At 63.7% G+C, this 19,158-nt stretch carries 17 protein-coding genes; 6 read left to right on the top strand and 11 right to left on the bottom strand.

Annotated features, from left to right (window positions below; genetic code table 11):
• Nucleotides 1-100: 100 nt before the first annotated feature.
• Complete coding sequence (locus ACYG97_RS15775) at nucleotides 101-715, top strand: glutathione S-transferase (protein ID WP_023695782.1); 615 nt, start codon at nucleotides 101-103, stop codon at nucleotides 713-715.
• Nucleotides 716-764: 49 nt separating this feature from the next.
• Here the strand turns inward: ACYG97_RS15775 and ACYG97_RS15770 are convergent, their stop codons facing one another.
• The 4 genes from ACYG97_RS15770 to ACYG97_RS15755 form a co-directional block, all read right to left on the bottom strand.
• Nucleotides 765-938: a hypothetical protein gene (locus tag ACYG97_RS15770; protein WP_023733341.1), complete on the bottom strand. Its 174-nt coding sequence runs from the start codon at nucleotides 936-938 to the stop codon at nucleotides 765-767.
• A 148-nt stretch (nucleotides 939-1,086) separates the two neighbouring features.
• Nucleotides 1,087-2,613, bottom strand: a complete 1,527-nt coding sequence (locus ACYG97_RS15765; protein WP_023733340.1) for an ABC-F family ATP-binding cassette domain-containing protein — start codon at nucleotides 2,611-2,613, stop codon at nucleotides 1,087-1,089.
• A 340-nt stretch (nucleotides 2,614-2,953) separates the two neighbouring features.
• Nucleotides 2,954-6,112, bottom strand: coding sequence for an excinuclease ABC subunit UvrB (uvrB, locus tag ACYG97_RS15760; protein ID WP_023733339.1), 3,159 nt, complete (start codon nucleotides 6,110-6,112; stop codon nucleotides 2,954-2,956).
• Between the two features lie 122 nt (nucleotides 6,113-6,234).
• Nucleotides 6,235-7,500, bottom strand: a complete 1,266-nt coding sequence (locus ACYG97_RS15755) for a hypothetical protein (protein ID WP_023733338.1) — start codon at nucleotides 7,498-7,500, stop codon at nucleotides 6,235-6,237.
• A gap of 146 nt (nucleotides 7,501-7,646) precedes the next feature.
• On the opposite strand from ACYG97_RS15755, the gene ACYG97_RS15750 reads away from it, so the two are divergent.
• Both ACYG97_RS15750 and ACYG97_RS15745 read left to right on the top strand, forming a co-directional pair.
• Nucleotides 7,647-8,693: a CapA family protein gene (locus tag ACYG97_RS15750; RefSeq protein ID WP_031262090.1), complete on the top strand. Its 1,047-nt coding sequence runs from the start codon at nucleotides 7,647-7,649 to the stop codon at nucleotides 8,691-8,693.
• Nucleotides 8,694-8,739: 46 nt separating this feature from the next.
• Complete coding sequence (locus ACYG97_RS15745) at nucleotides 8,740-9,708, top strand: DUF3137 domain-containing protein (protein ID WP_023733336.1); 969 nt, start codon at nucleotides 8,740-8,742, stop codon at nucleotides 9,706-9,708.
• Nucleotides 9,709-9,824: 116 nt separating this feature from the next.
• Here ACYG97_RS15745 and ACYG97_RS15740 read toward each other — a convergent pair whose 3' ends face one another.
• Together ACYG97_RS15740 and ACYG97_RS15735 are read right to left on the bottom strand one after the other, a co-directional pair.
• Nucleotides 9,825-10,319, bottom strand: a complete 495-nt coding sequence (locus ACYG97_RS15740) for a YegJ family protein (protein WP_023705888.1) — start codon at nucleotides 10,317-10,319, stop codon at nucleotides 9,825-9,827.
• A gap of 100 nt (nucleotides 10,320-10,419) precedes the next feature.
• The gene (locus tag ACYG97_RS15735) at nucleotides 10,420-10,935 is read right to left on the bottom strand and encodes a hypothetical protein (protein WP_023733335.1); all 516 of its coding nucleotides are present in this window, start codon (nucleotides 10,933-10,935) and stop codon (nucleotides 10,420-10,422) included.
• 283 nt (nucleotides 10,936-11,218) lie between these two features.
• On the opposite strand from ACYG97_RS15735, the gene ACYG97_RS15730 reads away from it, so the two are divergent.
• On the top strand, nucleotides 11,219-11,851 hold the full coding sequence (locus tag ACYG97_RS15730; RefSeq protein ID WP_023733334.1) for a hypothetical protein: 633 nt from the start codon (nucleotides 11,219-11,221) through the stop codon (nucleotides 11,849-11,851).
• Between the two features lie 118 nt (nucleotides 11,852-11,969).
• Here ACYG97_RS15730 and ACYG97_RS15725 read toward each other — a convergent pair whose 3' ends face one another.
• A complete protein-coding gene (locus ACYG97_RS15725; RefSeq protein WP_023733333.1) occupies nucleotides 11,970-12,206 on the bottom strand; it encodes a hypothetical protein in 237 nt (78 codons plus the stop codon).
• 658 nt (nucleotides 12,207-12,864) lie between these two features.
• Here ACYG97_RS15725 and ACYG97_RS15720 point away from each other — a divergent pair.
• Entirely contained in the window at nucleotides 12,865-13,803 is a 939-nt protein-coding gene (locus tag ACYG97_RS15720; RefSeq protein WP_023733332.1) for a diacylglycerol/lipid kinase family protein, read from the top strand.
• A 92-nt stretch (nucleotides 13,804-13,895) separates the two neighbouring features.
• Here ACYG97_RS15720 and ACYG97_RS15715 read toward each other — a convergent pair whose 3' ends face one another.
• Genes ACYG97_RS15715 through ACYG97_RS15705 form a run of 3 tightly spaced genes read right to left on the bottom strand, consistent with a single transcriptional unit; the run spans nucleotide 13,896 to nucleotide 17,637 of the window.
• On the bottom strand, nucleotides 13,896-14,813 hold the full coding sequence (locus ACYG97_RS15715) for an NAD(P)-dependent oxidoreductase (protein ID WP_023733331.1): 918 nt from the start codon (nucleotides 14,811-14,813) through the stop codon (nucleotides 13,896-13,898).
• Nucleotides 14,810-16,024, bottom strand: coding sequence for a mandelate racemase/muconate lactonizing enzyme family protein (locus ACYG97_RS15710; protein WP_023671997.1), 1,215 nt, complete (start codon nucleotides 16,022-16,024; stop codon nucleotides 14,810-14,812). Before ACYG97_RS15710 ends, ACYG97_RS15715 begins: the two co-directional genes overlap by 4 nt.
• Nucleotides 16,021-17,637 carry a GMC family oxidoreductase gene (locus ACYG97_RS15705; protein ID WP_023701603.1) on the bottom strand — a complete coding sequence of 539 codons (1,617 nt, stop codon included), beginning with the start codon at nucleotides 17,635-17,637 and terminating at the stop codon, nucleotides 16,021-16,023. Before ACYG97_RS15705 ends, ACYG97_RS15710 begins: the two co-directional genes overlap by 4 nt.
• Nucleotides 17,638-17,860: 223 nt before the next feature.
• Between ACYG97_RS15705 and ACYG97_RS15700 the strand changes: the two genes are divergently transcribed.
• On the top strand, nucleotides 17,861-18,256 hold the full coding sequence (locus tag ACYG97_RS15700; RefSeq protein WP_023671995.1) for an acyl-CoA thioesterase: 396 nt from the start codon (nucleotides 17,861-17,863) through the stop codon (nucleotides 18,254-18,256).
• A 500-nt stretch (nucleotides 18,257-18,756) separates the two neighbouring features.
• Here the strand turns inward: ACYG97_RS15700 and ACYG97_RS15695 are convergent, their stop codons facing one another.
• Nucleotides 18,757-19,125, bottom strand: a complete 369-nt coding sequence (locus ACYG97_RS15695; RefSeq protein WP_023683744.1) for a winged helix-turn-helix transcriptional regulator — start codon at nucleotides 19,123-19,125, stop codon at nucleotides 18,757-18,759.
• Nucleotides 19,126-19,158 lie beyond the last annotated feature (33 nt).

Here is a 19,158-nt window from a genome sequence, read left to right as displayed (position 1 = left end):
CTGGCGAAACGAACTTGCGTCGGCGGCGCCCAATCAGAGCGCAATCCTCGCTGTCAGCAGGCTAGAAAGGGGACCGCTTCTCCAACCCGCTGAGACGACAATGATCCTCTATTACCAGACCCATTCGCCCTTTGCGCGCAAGGCGCTCGTCTTCGCCCATGAGGTCGGGCTTGCCGACCGGCTCGAGGTCATTCATCACGAGACCAGCCCGACCTTGCGCAATGCCCGTGTCTGCGCCGAAAACCCGCTCGGCAAGGTGCCGGTGCTGCTGCGGCCGGATGCGCCGCCGCTCTTCGATTCCGATGTCATCTGCGCCTATCTCGATACGCTGCATGACGGCCGCAAATTGCTGCCGCAGGACGGCGAAGCGCGCTGGCAGGCGTTGCGGCTGCAGGCGGTCGCCCAAGGCCTGGCGCAGACGGGCATAGGCCTGCGCTGGGAGACGGAAAGGCGGCCCGAACAGTTGCGCTATGCAGCGCTTGCCGAAGGCTACCGGGAAAAAATCGAGGCCAGCTATGACTGGATCGAAAGCGCGCTGGACGACGAGACACCGCTCCATGTCGGCCATATAGCGCTTGCCACCACGCTGTCCTGGATGGCGTTCCGCCAGCTGCCGTCCTTTCGCGCGCGGGCGCGGCTGACGCGCTGGTTCGAGGCGTTCGAAAAGCGTCGATCGATGCAGGCGACGCCGCTGTCGGGCGATACGCATGACTGAGCTACGGTCGCCCCGCGGCGGCCTGCATCGATCTTTCCCGACCGCATGGTCAGGGCGCCCTGCAGATCCGCGGGCCGTTTTGCGCGTCGATGAGGATTTCCGGCCAGCCGATATCCTTGCGCAGTTCGATCGGCAGGGCCAGAAGCTCGCGCTCGCTGCGATAGCCGGCGCGGTTCTGTGCGTAACGGGCGGCGACGCGGCCTATGGATGACAAAATGGACATGATGCGTTCTCCTCAGATGAAGCCGGCATCATCGTGTCGGCATCCCAAGGACGCAGCAGGTTCAGCCGATCCGACAGAACGCTGAAAATATTTGCGGGAGATGCGAAAGCATGGGCCGCAACACGGTACGGCCCATGGTGGTAGTTCCTCAGCCCGCCGTTTCAGCCACCGAGCGGAAGAAATCCTCGGGGTCTTCGACTTCGGTCAGCTTCCGCTTGTCGATCAGCCAGAAGCGGTTGCCGATGGCGCGGATGAAGGAACGGTCATGCGAGGCGAGCAGGCAGCTCGCCTGATGTTCCAGCAGTTCCGCTTCCAGCGCTTCCTGGCCGTCTATGTCGAGATGGTTGGTCGGCTCGTCGAGCAGGTAGAAGTTAGGGTTGGCGAGCCTGAGCGCCAGCATCATCAGCCGCGCCTTCTGGCCACCGGACAGCACGCCGATCTTTTTCTCCTGCATCTCGATGACCACGCCGGCGCCGGCAAGCAGCGAGCGGGCGCGTTGCTCGCCGACATCGTAGCGGTGCGAGACCAGGGCCAGCGGCGTGTCGTCGCCACTGATGCCGGCCAGCGCCTGGTCGCTGTAGCCAAGCACCGTCGACGGCGTCACCTTGACGTTCGGCACCGTGTCCGGCTCGGCGATGGCGTTGCGGATCAGATCGACGAAACGCGACTTGCCGACGCCGTTGCGGCCGAGCAGCACGATGCGATCGCCCTGGCAGATGTGGCGCTTGCCGGTCTTGAACAGCAGCATGCCGTCCGGCGTTTCCACCGTGGCGTCGTCCAGCGTAATCAGCACCTTGGCATGGGTGCCGCGGTTGGCCAGCCGGATCGCGCCGGCTGATTTCTCGCGATGCGCCGATACCGCGGCGTCTTCCAGCTTCTCCGCCCGTTCCCTGAGTTGCTTGGTCTTCACCGTCAAAAGGTCGCTGCCGGAATTGATGCCGATGTTGTTGAGCTTGGCGGCCTGCTTGCGCAGCTGCTGCGCCACCTTCATGTCGCGCTCGAACCGGCGCGCCGTCGAAGCGTCCAGGTCGTCGAGCGCTTGCCTCGCCCTGGAATAGGGCAGTGCAAACACCGGCGAGTCCTCCGGGCGCAAGAACAGCGTGCGGTTGGTGACAGCGTCGAGAAAGGCGCGGTCGTGACTGGCGATGACCACCGGCACCTCGCGCGGCAGGGCGTTCAGCCAGCTTTCCAGCTGGCTGATCTTGGCGAGGTCGAGATGGTTGGTCGGCTCGTCGAGCAAAAGCACATCCGGATCGGTGACCCAGACGCGGGCGATCAGCGCCAGCCGCTGCCATCCGCCGCTCAGCGCCTGCATCGGCCGTTCGCGCATCGGCTCGGGCACGTCGAGCGAATCCAGCACCACATCGACGCGCCACATCTCGCTGTCGGCCTGCTCGGCCGGCAAGGCATCGGCCACCACCTGATGGAAGGTGCGGCTAAGAAGGGCAGGTGGAACCGACTGCTCGACATGGCCGACACGCAGGCCGCGCGTGCGAGAAATGTCGCCCGAGGTCGGCTCCAGCGCGCCGGTCAGGCATTTAAGCAAGGTCGACTTGCCGCGGCCATTGGCGGCAACGATGCCGAGCCGGTCGCCGGTGCCGATGGTGAGGTCGAGGTTGGAAAACAGCGGCGCACTCATGGTGACGCCGAAGGATTTGAGGCTGATCAGGGCCATTGTGATTTCTCTGGTCTCGCCGGAGACAACTCCGGATGCACTTTGACGGTGTGCTTGCCGGCCATCAGGCTCAGCTTTGCGCACCACGAAGGGCAGACCAAAAAATCGAAACGGGAAAAAACCCGTAATGTCCCTGGTCAACCCTGCAAGCGAACTCGCAGGGCAGAAATCGGGCCACGCTGATGATGGTGATCGATAGACACGCAGCCCTCCTTTCAAGACAAAACTTTGAGTGTGTGGAGCGATTACACCAAAGGCGGGGGTGGAGGCAAGTGGGCGACGGATGCGGCCGCGGTGGAGCGCTCTTCCCTTCTCCCACAAGGGGAGAAGGAAAGAGGTGCTACTTTCCCGGCCTGCCCGTCTTGCCAGGCCGTCGTTTCTCGCGACGCGCGTCGCCTGGGTCCTCATAGGAGCCGATGCCGGCACGCTGGCGAATGATTGGCTTGGCGTCGCGATCCTTCGCGGCTGTCCCTCCGGACATCTCCCCCAGCTGGGGGGAGATTGGCTGCGGCTTGGCCGGCAGTTTTCCTTCGATCGGCTTTTCGGTCCGCCGAACCGTCATCTCGTCCAGTGAGTTCTTCTTGAACAGCGGCTTGGTGGCGTCGCCCGGGATGCCGAAGTCGGAGCCGTGCGCTTCCTGCGCCGACTGTTTCTTGAACAGCGAGCGCGACACCGCGCCTGACGGCGTCGGCATGTCGGTACCAGGCCCCATATCGTCGATCGACGGCTTGGCAAATAGCGGCTTCTTCACCGGCACGGCGCCCTCGGCACCCATTTCGTCGAGCGCCGGCTTGCGGAAGAGGTTGGAGCGGGCAGCCCTGGCCGCCTCTTCAGCCGCGCGTGCGTCGTCGAACTTGCGGAAACGCTCCTGTTCCTCAGCCGTACGGTGCTTGGCCACGCCCTTGTTGTGCTTGCCCTTCTCGCGGCCGGAGACCGGGCTTTCCATGTCGGCGTATTTGGCCAGAGGGTCTTCCGAGATGGACAGTTCCATCTCGCGCAGCCGCTTGATCTCGTCGCGGATGCGGGCGGCCTTCTCGAAGTCGAGATTGGCGGCGGCGTCGCGCATCTGCTTTTCCATGGCGTCGAGATGAGCCTTGAGATTGTTGCCCATCATCGCACCGGCGCCGTCGGTGAACTGCGAGATATCGGCGCGGACATGGTCCTTCTCGTAGACCGAGTCCAGAATGTCGGAGATGCGCGACTTCACCGATTCCGGGGTGATGCCGTTGGCCGCGTTCCATTCCATCTGCTTTTCGCGGCGGCGGTTGGTCTCGGCCATCGCCCGCTCCATCGAGCCGGTGACCTGGTCGGCATAGAGGATGACCTTGCCGTCGACGTTGCGGGCGGCGCGACCGATGGTCTGGATCAGCGACGTCTCGGAGCGCAGGAAGCCCTCCTTGTCGGCGTCGAGGATGGCGACGAAACCGCATTCAGGAATGTCGAGGCCTTCGCGCAGCAGGTTGATGCCGACCAGCACGTCGAAAGCGCCGAGGCGGAGATCGCGCAGAATCTCGATGCGCTCCAGCGTGTCGATGTCGGAGTGCATGTAGCGAACGCGCACGCCTTGCTCATGCAAATATTCGGTCAGGTCTTCGGCCATGCGCTTGGTCAAAACGGTGACCAGCGTGCGGTAGCCGGCGGCCGTGGTGTCGCGGATTTCGCCGACGACATCGTCGACCTGGCTTTTCGCCGGGCGGACTTCGACCGGCGGATCGATCAGGCCGGTCGGGCGGATGACCTGCTCGGCGAACACGCCGCCGGCCTGTTCCATCTCCCAGGCGCCGGGTGTCGCAGAAACCGCGACGGAGAGCGGACGCATGGCGTCCCATTCCTCGAAGCGCAACGGGCGATTATCCATGCAGGAGGGCAGGCGAAAACCATACTCCGCCAGTGTCGCCTTGCGCCGAAAGTCGCCACGATACATGCCGCCGATCTGCGGCACGGTGACGTGGCTTTCGTCGATGAAGACCAGCGCATTGTCGGGGATATATTCGAACAAAGTCGGCGGCGGATCGCCCGGCTGGCGTCCCGTGAGATAGCGCGAATAGTTCTCGATGCCGGCGCAGGAGCCGGTGGCTTCCAGCATCTCAAGATCGAAGCGGCAGCGCTGTTCGAGCCGCTGTGCCTCCAGCAGGCGGCCGGCGCGCTCGAGCTCGACCAGCCGGTGCTTGAGCTCCTCCTTGATCGACTTGATCGCCTGGTTGAGCGTTGGACGCGGCGTCACATAGTGCGAGTTGGCGTAGATCTTGACGCTCTTCAGCTCGCCGGTCTTCTGGCCGGTGAGCGGATCGAATTCGGTGATCGCCTCGATCTCGTCGCCGAACATCGAGATGCGCCAGGCGCGGTCCTCAAGGTGGGCCGGGAAGATTTCGATCGTGTCGCCGCGCACGCGGAACGAGCCGCGCACGAAATTGATGTCCTGGCGCTTGTACTGCTGGGCGACCAGATCCGCGAGCAGAGCCCGCTGGTCGAGCCGGTCGCCGATCTGCATCTGGAAGGTCATCGCCGTGTAGGTCTCGACCGAGCCGATACCGTAAATGCAGGACACCGAAGCGACGATGATGACGTCGTCGCGCTCGAGCAGCGAGCGGGTCGCCGAATGCCGCATGCGGTCGATCTGCTCGTTGATCGAGGATTCCTTCTCGATGAAGGTGTCGGTACGCGGGACGTAGGCTTCGGGCTGGTAGTAGTCGTAATAGGAGACGAAATACTCGACCGCATTGTCGGGGAAGAATTTCTTGAACTCGGAATAGAGCTGCGCGGCCAGCGTTTTGTTGGGCGCCAGGATCAAAGCAGGGCGCTGCGTCTGCTCGATCACCTTGGCCATGGTGAAGGTTTTGCCGGAGCCGGTGACGCCGAGCAGCACCTGAGTGCGATCATTGTTGTCGACGCCCTCGACAAGATCCTTGATGGCGGTCGGCTGGTCGCCGGCCGGCTCGAAATCCGACACCATCTTGATGGCGATGCCGCCTTCGGATTTTTCCGGGCGGGCAGGGCGGTGCGGCGTCCACAGCACGCCGTCCTTGTGCAGCGGGTTGCCGGATTCGATCAGCGCCGACAGCGCCGCGACCGTCGCGGTGACGCTGCCCGAGGCCATCGTCTCGGCGTCTTCCAGCGAGATGTCGAGACCGGCGACCGGGTTGAGGCCGGCGGCGGTGCGCTCGCGGGCCGTGGCCGCGCCGCCCATCGAGGTGCCGCGCGAACTGCGGCCGGGGGAGGTTGAGCGTTCCGGAATCTTCTTCGCCACCTTCGGCGGCTTGGCGCCGCCGGAACTACGCCCTTCCTTCTCGGCCTCCTGCTCTATCTGCTCTGCCCAGTCGGCAATCGAGCCGCTCAGCGGCGTGCCGGTGAAGTCAGCCTGCGGCGCCTCGGCGAAGCCACCCTTGTGCAAGGGCTCCGAAGCATCGAGGAAATCGGTCAACGGGCTGCGCCGCTTGGGCGGCGAAGCGCTGTTGTCACCCGCCGGAGACGGTGTCTTTTTCTCGGGAAGTTTGGCCATGCCCCAAATATGGGCAGAGTCCGCCAAAATGGAAAGAGTGCAGTGGCAAGGGACACTAAGCGGGTCGAAGCTCCTGACACAAGGGTGTCAGGAGCTGTGTCACGCAAAGCCGGCCCACCTGTTCAATTGAACCACAGCGCGAAGGTCAAAAACCCACCGCCACCGAACTGACGCTGGATCTGGTCGAACTCGCCGCTGGTCACGATCTCACCGCTCTCGAGGTAGGGCGCGATGGCCGGGCCGGTAATCGACAGTACGAGGTCGAAAGGCTTCGGTTCTTCGAAGAAACGCTTCATGTTGATGCCCTGGCCGGTGCTGGCCGTGATGCGGAAATGCGGCAGCAGCTTGCGGCCTTCCAAAAGGTCTTCGGCCATGGTCAGAGTGGCGAGCCAGGCCTCGACCTGCTCCTCGCCGACTTCGAGCCCGGTGAGCGGGTTCTCGCCCTTCTGCTGCGGTCCCGGCAGCCATTCGCGGTCATTGTCGGTCTCGGCGCGGATCGCCTTCCAGTCCTGGCGCGACAGCCGGATCATTTCGAGCAGATGGCGGCGCGCCGCTTGACGTCGCTCGGGCTCGACCACCGGCCAGTTGACGAGGTGAACCATGGAGATGAAATCCGCGATGCGCCATTCCGATGAGAAGATGCTGCTGCCCATGTCCCCGGCGGGAGGCACCAGAACGTCCTGCAGCGGCAGTTTGGCGCGCGGGAACAGCATGTGGAACGAGCCGTCGAACATGGTCCTGAAATCATGCGCCAGCCAGAAATCGGCCTGCGCCATCAGGAACTCGGCATAGCCCTGCAGCCAGAAACCGTCGGCCCGGTCGAAGCGGAATGTGAGCGAGGGAGCGGCGCCGTCCGACGAGATACCGCCGCGCGACAGCGAGGCCATAATCGCGGCCATGCTTTCATCCGGCGCGATGGCACCGTCCTCGTTGAGATCGATCCCGGCATGGGTGAGGTCGACGACCATGCCGATATCGGCTCCCGCGGGCACCGAACCCAGTGTCGCCGCCGACCGTTCCAACCGGTCGCGAAAGGCGACCAGGATGGCGCGGAACTGCTCATAGGTCAGCGGTTCGGGATTGGGATTGTCCGGAATCGGCAGCCGCATCAGCGGCAGCATGAAGGATTGCGGGCTTTCGAACCCGTGGCGGTGCAGGCCGCCGGCCAGGATTTCCAGGGCGGTGAAGAATTCGCCGGCGCCGGCGGCGTAGGCTGACGCCGGATCGCCTTTCGCTGCAGACTCAAGCGTTGTGAGCGCACGGTTGCGCTCGGTCACCGTTTTGGCCTCGACCAAAGCGGTTGCCGCTTTGGGCGCGGCGGCGCGGGCCGAAGATAGCGGCAGCAACAGGAGGAAGGCGGACGCCAGCAGGCCTGCAAAACGTGTCATCTCATCCCTCCACTATGTGATGCGCAGACATTACACGCATTTGGCGCCGTGTCTGCCGGCGGCAGTGTTTCAAGGACTGACGGTCGACACTCCCCGGGCAGACCGTCTACACAAGCTAACCGATTGGGCAAACGATTGGGCGTCGCGTGTCGAACTATCCGCTTTCCTACAAACTGTCATGGCTGCCGCGCTTCCTGAAACCGTCTCTCGGCGGCGATGTCAGGGATCTCGCACCGAGGGCGGCGACGACGATCATCGATCCGCCGCCGGGGCGGAAGGTGCGGCTGGCCTTTGTCGGCGATATTTCGGCGGTGGCCAACCGTAGTGCGCCGGAGTGCGATCCGGAAATCGCAAAGCTCTTGGGCTCAGCCGATCTGGTGATCGGCAATTGCGAAAGTCCGGTCGTCGAGCGGCCGAGCGTGGCGTTTGGCACGCGGCTTGGCACTCACCATGCGATGAGCGAGCGGTTTCTTGCCGCGGCGCTTGCTGCCGTAGGCATCGCGCGTGAAAAGCTCGTGCTGTCGCTGGCCAACAACCATGTGCTCGACCAGGGCGTCGCCGGTTTCGACGAGACCGTTGCGGCGTTGAAGCGGCTTGGAATCCGCACCATCGGCACCGCGAAAAAAGGATCGGTCGAGCAGGTCAAGGCCGGGCCGCTGTCGATCGGCTTTGCCGCCTTCACACTGTGGCGCAATGGTGACGCCGGGCCATTCACCGAGCTTGTCTCGATGCAAGGCGATCCGGCGGCATGGCCGAGAGGCGCGGCCGACAAGAACATCGATCTTACCTGTGCGGTGCCGCACTGGGACTGGGAGTTCCGGCATTTTCCGCAGCCGCAAACGCAAACGCTGGCGAGGTTGCTGGCCGGTCACGGCGTGGGGCTGATTGCCGGGCACCACGCCCATGTCGTGCAGCCGGTGCAATGGGTCGGCAAGACGCTCGTGGCTTACGGGCTTGGCGACTTCCTCGGCACGGCGCTGGCGCGACAGCCCTGGCCCGGCCGCATCGGCGGCATTTTCGTCGTCGATGTCAGCGCCGATCTCGGCAAGCGCGGCGCGATCGCCGGCTACCGGATGCATCCCTTCATGCGGCTGCGCTCAGGCGGGCATGAGCGGTTGGTTCCGGTCGAGGCGCTGACTGGCCGGATGAAGGGCAAGGTCGAAGCCAGGCTGAAGGCGATCTTTGGCGACTGACGACTTTCCCGCTATTATAGGCATAAACGGACTTTGCGAGGGGGCGATGGAAGCAGCTGAGTTCATGCCTGATGAAGCGGTGGTCGCCGGCATCAGGAAGAATATCGAGATCTATGAGGCTGGACGGGCTTCGGCCTACCGCCAGGTGCGCTGGCGGGTGCCGGTGTTTCTGGGGCTGCTGCTGGTTTTTGTCGTGCTGGTGGCCTGGCTGTTCAACAAGGTCGCTGACTTGAACGAGCAATGGTTCTCGACGCCGCATGTGTTCCTCTATGCCGGCGGTTTCTTCGCGGCGCTGCTGCTGTACTTCCTGGCGATCAGGCCGGCGACGAGGGTGCAGCAATCGTTCCGTGACACGCTGCTGCCGATCATCTTCGGCTTCATCAGGGATGTGCGCTATCAGCACAGCGTGACGCCGAATTCCTTCGACCGGCTGCCGCGAGCCGTGGTCGGCGCCTTCAACCGGCAGAGTTTCGACGACATCGTGTCAGGCCGCTACGAGGATTTTCCGTTCGAGCTCTACGAGGCGGAGTTGCGCCAAGGTTCGGGCAAAGGCTCGTCGACGGTCTTCAAGGGCGTCATCGTTGCGTTCGAGACGATCGCGCCGTTCCCCGGCATATTGGTCGCGACGCGCCGCAGCAACGCGGTGGTCGGTTTCTTCCGCGGCATCTTCGCCGGCAAGATGCAGGAACTGTCCAGCGGCGATCCGCTGCTCGACGGCGACTACGAATTTCGCACCGACAATGTCGCCGCCGCGCAGCCGCTGGTGAGCGGCCGGCTGGCGCAGGCGCTGAAATGGCTGCACGAGACATGGCGCGATGATCCGGCGCGGGTGGCGCTTAATGGCAGCGATGGTTTCCTGCTCTTGCCGCAGCCGAAGAATTTCTTCGAACTGCCCGCCATTTCCGTGCCGCTCGATTACACCAAGCACATCGCGCCGATGATCGCCGATATGGGCGCGATCCTGGCGACCGCGGCGCTGGTGCGCAAGATCGGCGCGACGGATGGCGAGGCCTAAAGCGCCGCGCGTCGAAACGAATTCATGCGACGCGCTTCAGGTCTTGTTTTCATGCATATCGTTGCGCCAAAACGGCGGTCCTGTTTGGGCGCATGCATTAGCCAGGCTGCCGCTCGTCAGCAGTCGAAGCCGTAGTTCTGGCGATAATATTCGACGTCTTCTTGCGCCATCGTCTTGAACATCACGCAGACGGTGAAGCTGCCGACCTGGCGACCGTTTCTGGTGTAGCCCCAGTCGGAAATATCGTCCCGGTTAAATTCGAGTTCCTGGCCGGCCACGACATTGTGCACCGCTTGCGGCTCATTGGCCAATGTTCCTGCAAAGCCGGTCGCGGTCTTGTGGAAGGGGATGATCCAGAAATGCTCCGAGGCGTCTCCGTCCCTGACCTCGACCTTCAATTTGTAGCTGGTTGTCCCGGCTGGCGGCGCATCCGACAAGGACAGGAATTCATCGAGGCTGGCGCGCGCCTGCGCAATGGCCGCCGCCATGTCCGGATCGTCCTTGGCGACGCCTACAACCTTGTCGCCGCCCTGGCCGGAATCCTGCGCACCGGCCGGAATCGGCGCCAACGCCAGCACCAGGGACAGCATGGTTCGAACTGCATGCTTCATGAAATGGCGCTCCTGCGTGTCGATGCTGACACCATCATGCATCTATCTGGAGTTTTCCACGGCAGTGCGACAGCGTGGTACGGTCCGACCGGCAGGCCGCTCACAACCCGCTCGGCACCAGGCCCGCCAGCCAGTTCGCGGACCGCTTGGCCATGCCGACCGTTGCCGACGCGACGCGGCCGAGATCTGTCTTCACCACGGCGTAGCCGTTCCTGGTGCGGTAGAGCACGCCTGTTCCGCCATCGACCACTTGCTCGTAGGCGACCGGCCGTGCCGCTGCTGCCTCCATGGCCGTCGTCGGGGAGCCGACGGAAACGCTCGGCCGATGGCTCAGTTCCGGCGGCAACGGGGTTTGGACATTCCGGCTGGCCGGCTTCAGTTCCGGGCGGGATGCGGCCGCCGCCAGTTGCGAAGAAGACGCCGACCCCTTGCTGCGGCATATGCCGGAGACCAGCGGATAGTCGAAGTTCTTCTGGTGCAGCATCTGGCTTTTCATCGCCGCTTCGCAGTCGGCGATGGTCGCCCACTTCGCCGGCGTCTCGCCGATATATTCGCAAAGCTTGGCGTCGCAGTCGCAGCCGACAATGGTCATGGCGACAAGGGCGGTCTTGAGCACGGTCTTGTCCTTCGGATTGCCCCCCGGCAGCCAGTCCTTCCATCGCGCGCGAACAAGGCGGGATTTTGGCCGCGATCACGCGATGAGCCGGGGGATGCGTTTTTGGGTACCGCTCACTACAGGTGGATTCGAGACACCCGGTAGCAATAGGGCGGGGGCGTGATGCATTTGCAGTAAGAAGCCTGAATAAATCTTGTCGGCTATGGCCGCGACAACTGTTTCTTGGCCCGGTTTTCTACTACGATACTCACGGGGCGATACAACAATATAGGAGGGGTTTGTCATGGGAAGAATTGTCCGGTCCGCCGAGCCTGTGCCGAAAAGGGAATCAACGCTCGAGGGTATTCCAGGCGATGCTCCGCTCGGCGTCGACGATGACAAGCAAGAAGATCAAGGATCGAAAGGCGGCGATGGCTATCTCGACCGGGTTGCGAAGTACGTGCCTGCCGAAGTCGTGGCATTTTTCATCTTCGTCAACTCCATCCTGGTCAATGCCACTGAGCAGCCGGTTGCCAAGGCGTTGACCGATGCGGTGGCGGAAGAGACCAAAGGCAATCCGGGGGACATTCCGGGTAAGGTGCAGGCAGCCATCTATAAGATTGAAATGGCCGGTATCAGCGTCTGGACCATTTCATGGATCATGTTGATCGTCGCGCTGGCGATGACGCCGGTGTATCTGAAATCGGTCAGCGATTCAGCCGACAATGCGGAGGCTCCGGGAGCCAACATCGTCATGTCGATGCTCGCCTTCCCATTCTGGGCCTATGCCGTCAACGCGCTGGCCCTCAGGCCATGGCATGACGGTGCGCTGGCCAGCATCATGCTCGCCACCTTCACGCTCATCAGCGGCGCCATACGGCCGGAATATATAAACGCTGGCCTCAATTTGATCCCGGGCATCGGCCCGAAGAAGTAGCTTGGCCCGCCGGGCAGGCCGCGGTGCAGGGCGCGGCTTCAGTTGTAGACGCGCTCCAGCCTCGCGCCTGCTTCGAACAGCGCCGGCAGCACGATGTGCAGCTTGCGCACGGCGACGATCAGCCCGGTGCGACGGGTGGCCGGATCGATCGGAACGGTTGGCTGAACAGCGCCCGGGCGCCTTCGGGCGGAGCGAAGTCTGCCGCCGAAAGCACGGTGAGCATGATCGCGTCATTGCCACCGATCTCGACGAAGGACACGCCTCTGTCGATCAGGCGCGGGATCATGTCGGTGAATTGCTGATCGCGCCTGGTGATGAAGATGGTTCCGTCAGCGCCGAAATCTCGTTCCAGCAAAGTATCGGCTTCTTACGCGTCGCTTCGCCGACCGGACCTTGGCCCAAAAGACAGTCGGCGCCGGGATTTCTCCCAGCGCCTCCCTGTCAGATCAGGACACGGTCGCGGCAGCAACTTCCGCAAAGTCGTCGCGCCATGCCGGCCTTGATTTTGACGGTCCTGCCAGTCACCGCCCGAAGGCAGTGCCCGTTCCAGACCACGCCGTTCTCCACCCTTGCGAGCTTCGTTCGGCGCGCCATCGAAGGTTTTCGCCGTCCTTCATGGCAGCATCGGTCCGCCGTTGGCGTTCGCACGCTTTCCGCGGCCCCGTAGGTCTCGGCATCCGTCCCTCAAACAAGCAAGCCTGCTCTCGCTTCGGGCCGTACGGGCCTCAGGAAATCCGCCTTTTCGCTTTGCCTTTCGGCGTGGCGATCGGTAGCCGCCTGAGATGGTTAAACTTACGCCGGGTAAGGGTTTTGGGGAATGGGCGTGAGCCTGTGGATAACGGGATTATCGGGGATCGTTTGCCACAAAGCTCGGAATTTCGACTCCAGCTGCATTAGACAGCCCGCCGGCTTTTTGGCGCCTGATCGGCTGTGCCCCTTGCTCCGCCGGCTGGCGCGGGCTTCAATGCAGGCAAAGCATCGAGCCTATCGGCTCGGTGCGGGGAGGGTGCGCATTGAAAGTCGGGGTGGTGCTCAATCCGATTGCCGGCGGCGGCCGGCTGAAACGGCATTGGCCGGAGGTCGCCGCATCGCTGAAAAAGCATTTCGGCGAATTCGAGCTGCGCGAGACGCAGGCCGAGGGCGACGCCGAAAGGCTGGCGCTCGACCTCGCGGCAAGCGGCTTCGGGCTGGTGATCGCGGCCGGCGGCGACGGCACCGCCAGCGAGGTGGCCGACGGATTGCTGCAGGCATTCGATGAGAGCGGCCGGACAACCGAACTTGCCTTGCTGCCTTGCGGCACCGGCATCGATTTCGCGCGCGGACTTGGCCTGCCGAAAGAGGTGGATGCGGCGTTGAAGCGGATCGCCGAAGCCAAGGCGCGCAAGGTCGATGCCGGGCGCATCTGCTACATCGACGACCATGGCGCGCTGGCCAGCCGGCACTTCATCAATATCGCCAGCCTCGGCCTGTCCGGCGCCACGGACCGTGCGGTCAATGCCGACAAGCGCAAGGGCAGGATGTCGGCCAAGGCGCTGTTTTTCTGGCGCACCGTGGTCGAGTTCATCCGCTACCGCTTCCAGGATGTCCGGATCACCGTCGACGATGGCACCCCGGTCGAGGCGCGCATGGCGCTGGTGGCGGTCGCCAACGGAAAGTTCTTCGGCGGCGGCATGATGATCGCCCCGGACGCCGAACTCGCCGATGGCCAGTTCGACATCGTCATCCTGCGCGCGGCCGGCAAGCTGAAGCTGATCTGGGATATTCGGCTGCTCTATGGCGGCCGGCACCGCAACCATCCGGCCATCACCATATTGCGTGGCCGGAAAGTGGTGGTCGAACCTATCGGCGATGTCGAGAAGAACGGCGCGCTGGTCGACATAGATGGCGAGTCGCCGGGGCGTATACCCGCGACGTTTGAGATCCTGCCCGGAGCGCTGACGCTGAGATATTGAATCAAGGCGTTGAGGGATTGATTCAGGTGGTTTGAGCGGCGATTCCGGCGAACCGGCCAAGGGCCTGAAATCGCAGGACATATTTACCCGGCTTAGCTTTCCAGCTTGGCTGGGAAACCGGGCGCGCGCAGCTCCATGTCGACGGCATCCTCGAGCAGTTTGACGATCTGGGTCGACCAGGCACCGCCGCCATATTCCTGTTTGCCCATCAGGAAAATCTCACTCACAAGCGGCGCCAGTTGGAGTGGCAGTCTGAACTCCCTGCCCATCGCAAGCGCAAAGCCGAGGTCCTTCAGTGCCAGGTCCATGGTGAAGCCAATGTCGTAGGAGCCGTTGAGGATGAGCTGGCTTTCGGTCTCATGGACGAAGCTGTTGCCGGAGGAGGCGACGATGGCGTGGTAGGATTGCGCCAGGTCGAGGCCGCCTTGCTTGGCCAACATCAGCGCCTCGCCGGCGGCGACGAGATGGATGAAGGCCAGCATGTTGGTGATCACCTTGATCACCGCCGCCGAGCCGACCGGACCCATCAGGAACGACTTTGCGCACATCGCTTCGATGGCCGGACGATGGCGCTCGTAAAGCGCAGCATCGCCGCCGACAAGCGCGGTGATCTTTCCGACCGCGGCCAGATGCACGCCGCCGGTGACCGGGCACTCCAGCGTCTCGATGCCTTTGGCCGCGGCGAGGGCGGCGAGGCGCAGGATCTCGTCGCGGCCGTTGGTCGACATCTCGATCCAGGAGCCGCCCCTGGGCAGACCCTCGAGCAGGCCGCCGGCATTCGCCAGCACCGCTTCGCTGACCTTGGGCGAGGGCAGGCAAGTAATGGCATTGCCGGCCTGTGCCGCCGCTTCGGCCGGGCTGGTCGCGGCCGTGGCGCCGAGCGCCACGAGGCGCTCGACGGCGGCGGGGTCGCGGTCGAAGACGATGACGACAAAACCGTTGCGCAACAGGCTGGCGGCAAGGTTGCCGCCGAGATGGCCAAGGCCGATGAAGGCGTAGCGTTCGCTCACGGCATCAGCGGCGTTTGCATCATCTGCAAATGCAGGTCCTTGCCGGTGTAGGGATGCGCGTCGCAGACCGCTTCGTCCAGCTCGACGCCGAGGCCCGGCTCCTTCGATGGAATGACATTGCCGTCCTGCCATTCGATCTTCTTCTTGAGCAGTGTCGCGTGGAAGCCGTCCCACTGCTTCAGCGATTCCAGGATGAGGAAATTGGGCAGCGTCACCGCCAGCTGGATGTTGGCGGCGCCAACGATCGGTCCACAATAGCAGTGCGGCGCGATCTGGATGTGGTATGCCTCGGCCATGGCGGCGATCTTCTTGGTTTCGAGAATGCCGCCGGAACGGCCAAGGTCCGGTTGCAGGATGGTGGCGGCGCGGTTCTCGATGATTCGGGCGAATTCGAACTTGGTCGTCAACCGCTCGCCGGTGGCGATCGGGATCGACGTGCCTCGCGCCACCTGAGCCATCACTTCGGGCATGTCGGGCGGCACCGGCTCTTCGAACCACAAGGGATCATAGGGCTCGATGGCGCGTGCCATGCGCAGCGCACCCGACGCGGTGAACTGGCCATGCGTGCCGAACAGAATATCGGCGCGGGTGCCGACGGCTTCGCGGATCGCCTTGACCATGCGGGTGGAGACATCGATGTCGATCAGGCGCGGCTGGTGGCCGTCGAAGGCGGTGTAGGGGCCTGCCGGGTCGAGCTTGACGGCGTTGAACCCCTGCTCGACATATTCGAGCGCGCAGGCGGCCGCCAATTCGGGGTCATTGTAGACGTTCCGGCCGTCCGGCGCGTCCTCCGAATGGACGCTGCCGGTGTGCGGATAGAGATAGGTGTAGGAGCGCAGCGTCTCGTGCACCTGGCCGCCGAGCAGTTTGTAGACCGGCTTGTCGGCTTCCTTGCCGACAATGTCCCAGCAGGCCATTTCCAGCGCCGAGAAACAGCCCATGCCGGTAACGTCGGGGCGCTGGGTAAATCCTGAGGAATAGGCGCGGCGGAAGAAGGTCTCGATGTCATGCGGATCGTGGCCGATCAGGTAACGCTCGGCCATGTCCTCGACCAGCTTCGCTGTTATGTGAGCCGAGAAGGTGGCGTTGTAGGCCTCGCCGTAACCGACGACGCCGCCATCGGTGGTCAGCTTGACGAAGATGAAATACTTGCCGCCGATGCCGGGCGGCGGGTTGCCGACTACCCAGGTCTTGACGTCGGTGATCTTCATTTTTGGTCCTCCAGAACCAGTTCGGCGCCCTTCCATCCGGTCATGACCGAGGCGGCGTTGGTGTTGCCGGTGATGTTGGCGGGAAAGATCGAGGCGTCGATGACACGCAGACCTGCGAGCCCGTGCACTTTCAGGCGCGGGTCGACGACGGCGGCCCCGGCGCCCGGCCCCATGCGGCACGTCGAGACCGGGTGATAGACGGTGCCTGAGCGCTTCCTGAAATCCTGGATCAGATCGGCATCCGATTGGATCGATGGGCCCGGCAAAACCTCCTCAGTGATGATCTCGGCCATGGCGGGCATCGAGGCTATCTTGCGCACGAATTTCACCGCCGCCAGCATCTCGTCGACATCGGCGTTGGTGGAATAGGCGTTGGCGACGATCCTGGGATAGTCCAGCGGATTGCTGGAGCGGATCATGATCTCGCCGCGGCTGGACGGGCGGCAGTTGGAGAGGCCGATGGAAAAGCCCGGCCACGGATCCGGCGTCAGGATCGGCCGCTCGCCGCTCTTCGGAATGACGGTCGAGAAAGCCTGGAAATAAAGCTGCATGTTGGGGCGCGAAAACGCCAGGTCGGTTCGGAAGAAGCCGCCGCCATGGTTCATCGACAGCGACAGCGGGCCGGAGCGGGTGAGGATGTACCGCATGCCGACCAGCAGCTTGCCCCACCAGGGCCGCAGGATTTGGTTGAGCGTCGGCACGTTTCCCTTGAAGGTATAGTTGATGCCGACATGGTCCTGCAGATGCGCGCCGACATTTTCGTTGCCGTGGACGACCGGGATGCCAAGCCCCTTGAGCAGTGACGAGGGGCCGACGCCGGACAGTTGCAGCAGCTGCGGCGAGTTGATCGAACCGGCGGACAGGATCACCTCGCGGCCGGCCCGCGCCGTCTTGGTCTCGCCGTTCTGCAGATATTCGATGCCGACGGCTCGCTTGCCCTCGAACAGGATTCTGGTCGCCAGCGCATTGGCTTCGACGCGCACATTCGCGCGCTTCATCGCCGGGCGCAGGAAGGCGCGCGCGGCCGACATGCGGCGGCCATTCCTGGTCGAGATCTGGTAGACGCCGACGCCTTCCTGGGCGGCGCCGTTGAAGTCAGGGTTGAGCGGCAGCCCAGCCTGCTGGCCGGCTGCGAGGTAGCGCCTGGTCAGCGGATGGACGGCGTTCGTCGTGTCGGTGATATGCAGCGGCCCGCCGGTGCCGCGCCATCTGTCGGCGCCGGCCTCATTGTCCTCAAGCGCCTTGAAGCCCGGCAACAGATCGTCATAGCCCCAACCGGGATTTCCGGCATCGCGCCAGTCGTCAAAGTCCTCGCGCGCGCCACGGATCCAGACCATGGCGTTGATCGAGCTGGAGCCGCCAAGCAGCTTGCCGCGCGGCCAATGGTCGACATTGCCGGCAAGGCCGGGGTCCGGCTCGGGCTTGTAGTTCCAGTTGACCGCCGGATCGAAGAAGGTCTTGCCGTAGCCGAGCGGCATCTGGACATAAAAGCGGCGGTCGCTGCCGCCGGCCTCCAGCACCAGCACGGAGAAGCGGCCCGAAATCGACAGCCTGTCGGCCAGAACCGAGCCGGCCGAGCCGGAGCCGACGATGATGAAGTCATAAGTCTGCATGATTGGTGTTGGCGGCTCCGCAAAACTGAGCGCAGCCTATCCGCGACGGCTTGGCCGCGCCCCTGCGGCTTCCGGCATGGCTTGTGAAAAAAGCGACCGTGAGACGCCTGGTCGGAAAAGCCACCATGGAACCGACATTGCGCCGGGAGCCTCGCCCGTCGCGTTGACCTCTTGGGCCCGTGACGCTACGGGATCAAGGGCTATCGCTTTAGGGGAATCTCGGATGGTGCATTACGCGGACGGACGGCCGATCGGCGATCTGACCTTGCGTACGCTCGCCATGCCGGCCGATGCAAATGCGGCCGGCGACATCTTTGGCGGCTGGGTGATGGCGCAGATGGATCTTGCCTGCGGCATCCGTGCGGCCGAGCGGGCCAAGGGCCGCGTGGTGACGGCGGCGGTCAAGGAAATGTCCTTCGCCAAGGCGATGAAGATCGGCGACACGCTGTGCATCTACACCCATGTCGAGCGCGTCGGCCGCACCTCCATGACGCTCAAGGTCGAGGCCTGGGCGCAACGCTACCTCTCCGACCTGATGGAGAAGGTCACCCACGCCGATTTCGTCATGGTGGCGCTGGATAGCGACGGCAAGCCGAAGCCGATTCCAACCGAAAGTTGACATCGTCGATTCTGCCAAGCTTGCGCTTATGTAACATCCCCCGCGCGGGCGATGCGCTGCGCGACATCCAATGGTTGCCTTCACATCCGATTCTGCGGGCGGCGGAGGGAAGACAATGCGTCAACACATGCTGAACGGCTGGCTCGTGGCGGCCCTCGTCGCGGTGATCTGGCTGCTTGGCACGACCGCTTATACCGAGATCAGGAAAGAGCTTCCAAGCGTTGCCTGCACGCACGACCGGACCGTTGGCAACGAGCGGACTGCCCAGCGGTCTGCAAGGGTAGAGACGTGCGGCGCAGTGTGTTGCAGCAACCCTGCGTCAAAGGCCTGAGGGCCCGTCAGCGGAAGACCTCGTCAGCCTCAAAATGATCATGCGCCGGCGAACGAAACGCTGCAGCTATGTCGCGATGGCGCGACCAACGATGCCAGGGCGGATCCAGTTAAACCCGGGTACGCGTCGTCGACGGCAAAATCCGTAAACTATTGCTGGGCAACGGTTTTCAGGCGTGCACGCCATCGAATCTTTCACGCGCCGCCTGGACCCGCGAGGTGTTCTTCCGCGCCCATTCGCCGAGCGCGCCGACCGGCACCAGCAGCTCATGGCCGAGCTCCGTCAGCTCATAGTCGACGCGTGGCGGGATGGTCGGGAACACGGTTCGGGTGACGAAGCCGTCGCGCTCAAGACCGCGCAAGGTGGTGGTCAGCATCTTCTGCGAAATGCCGCCGACAGCGGCGCGCAACTCATTGAAACGCAGCGGTCCGCCGCCCAGCTTGCCGACGACCAGAACGGTCCATTTGTCGCCGACGCGCTGCAGGATTTCCGAGACGGCGCGGCAGTCTTCGGTGTTGTGCGGGTGCCTCAGTAACATAACGGTGCCTCCTTGCGCTGCCATTTGTCAGTA

The organism is Mesorhizobium sp. W067 (assembly GCF_054719525.1).
The sequence above is the reverse complement of the archived record's forward strand: the minus strand, read 5'-3'. Positions and strand labels throughout refer to the sequence as shown.